This is a genomic window from Micromonospora sp. NPDC049580, from assembly GCF_040675595.1.
GTDB lineage: Bacteria > Actinomycetota > Actinomycetes > Mycobacteriales > Micromonosporaceae > Micromonospora.
In genome coordinates, this window is sequence record NZ_JBFAPG010000690.1 from 1 (window position 1) to 2,362 (window position 2,362).

1 protein-coding gene is annotated in these 2,362 nt (G+C 71.0%); it reads left to right on the forward strand.

What is annotated here, in order from left to right; all coding sequences use genetic code 11:
• Positions 1-204 precede the first annotated feature (204 nt).
• Positions 205-2,262, forward strand: a complete 2,058-nt coding sequence (locus tag AB0J68_RS31050) for a DNA topoisomerase IV subunit B (RefSeq protein ID WP_354855098.1) — start codon at positions 205-207, stop codon at positions 2,260-2,262.
• Positions 2,263-2,362: the final 100 nt, after the last annotated feature.

Below are 2,362 nucleotides of genomic sequence, written 5' to 3' on the forward strand. Positions count from 1 at the left end.
CCGCCGCCCCCGGCGGCGCCGCCCGCCACCACCCCGAACAACCCCACCCCGCGCCGCGCCCCCCACCCCCCCCGAGGATGCGGGCCTCGACTGCGGGGTGCCGTCGTCGTGTCGCATCTGCCGGTTAGGCTCGCTGCGGCGCGCGCCGGCCGACCGACAGTTCGGACGCGGCACCACACCGCCGAGACCGGGGAGTACGACCAGTTGACCGCAGAGCCTGACACCCTGTACGGGGCCGATGACCTCACCCACCTTGAGGGGCTGGACGCCGTCCGCAAGCGGCCCGGCATGTACATCGGTTCCACCGACAGCCGTGGCGTGGGTCACCTCGTCAACGAGATCCTCGACAACTCCACCGACGAGGGTGTCGCCGGTCACGCCACCACCGTCGAGGTGATCCTGCACGCCGACGGCTCGGTGCAGGTCGACGACGACGGCCGCGGCATCCCCACCGACGTGCACGCCAAGTCCGGCATCTCCGGCGTCGAGCTGGTGCTGACCCGGCTGCACGCGGGCGGCAAGTTCGGCGGCTCCGGCTACAAGACCTCCGGCGGCCTGCACGGCGTCGGCGCCTCGGCGGTCAACGCGCTGTCCCGCCGCTTCGACGTGACCGTCCGCCGAGCCGGCAAGGTCCACGCGATGTCGTTCCGGCACGGCGTTCCGGGGATCTTCGACGGCGACGGGCCGGACGCGCCCTTCACCGCCGGCCCCGGCCTGCAGGTGGTCGGCGCGATGAAGCGCGGCCAGCGCACCGGCACCTCGATCCGCTGGTGGCACGACGCCCGCTACTTCGAGACCGGCGCGGCGCTCGACGTCGACGCCGTGCGGATGAAGCTGCGTAACACCGCGTTCCTGGTCCCCGGCGTGACGTACCTGCTGCGCGACCTGACCGGCGAGGCCCCCGCCGAGGAGCGGTTCCACTACCCCAACGGGCTCAGCGACATGGTCGAGTTCCTCGCACCGGCCGGCGACCGGCCGGTCTCCGGCATGCTCCTGGTCAACGGCGAGGGGACGTACCGGGAGAACGCCGCCGACGCCAACGGCGTCATGCAGTCCAACGTGCAGCGTCGCGCCGAGGTCGAGGTGGCGTTCCGGTGGGGCACCGGCTACGAGCGCACCGTCGAATGCTTCACCAACACCATTCGCAACGCCCACGGCGGCACCCACCGCAAGGGCTTCGAGCGGGCCCTCGTCCGCACCCTCGCCGACGCCGTCCGCAACACCCGCGGCCTGCTCAAGGCCAAGGAGGAGCCGCCCACCCTGGACGACGTCCTGGAGGGGATGACCGCCGTGGTGCACGTGCGGATCCCCGAGCCGCAGTTCACCTCGCAGACCAAGGACGAGCTGTCCACGACCGGCATCACCAAGGTCATCCAGACCCTGGTCGACGCGCACGTCAAGGCCTGGCTGGAGGACCGGCGCACCAAGGCCGAGGCGCGCGTCGTCCTGCAGAAGATCGTCGACGCGGCGCGGGTGCGGCTCACCCAGAAGCAGCAGAAGGACGCCGCCCGGCGCAAGACCGCCCTGGAGGGCGCGTCCATGCCGCCGAAGCTGGTCGACTGCCGTGCCACCGGGATCGACCGCAGCGAGCTGTTCATCGTGGAAGGCGACAGCGCCCTCGGCACGAGCCGCATGGCCCGCTCCTCGGAGTACCAGGCGCTGCTGCCGATCCGGGGCAAGATCCTCAACGTGCAGAAGGCCAACCTCCAGCAGGTTCTGGACAATGCCGAGTGCGCCGCCATCGTCCAGGTGCTCGGGGCCGGCTCGGGGCGGACGTTCGACCTCGCCGCGCTGCGCTACGGCCGGGTGCTGATCATGGCCGACGCCGACGTGGACGGCGCGCACATCCGTACGCTGCTGATCACCCTCTTCGCCCGGTACATGCGGCCGTTGATCGAGGCCGGTCGGCTCTACGCCGCCATGCCGCCCCTGCACAAGATCACCACCAAGGGGCGCAACCCGCAGACCGTCTACACCTACACCCAGGCCGAGATGGAGGCGACGGTTCGCAAGCTGGAGAAGGCCGGCAAGCAGATCGTCACGCCCATCCCACGCTTCAAGGGCCTCGGTGAGATGGACGCCGACGAGCTGTGGGACACCACGATGAACCCCGCCACCCGCGCCGTCCGCCGGATCACCCTGGACGACGTGGACGCCGCCGAGCGCATCCTCGAACTGCTGATGGGGGAGAAGGTCGAGCCGCGCCGCAACTGGCTCATCGACTCGGCCGACCGCGTCGACCGCGATGCGATCGACGCATGAGCGAGCGGCAGCGAGCGAATATTCGGAACAGTGCGACGGTGCCTCAGGGCGTCGCGCAGCGAAGCGGAGCGACGGCATGAGCGCCGCTGCCGTCCGAGAT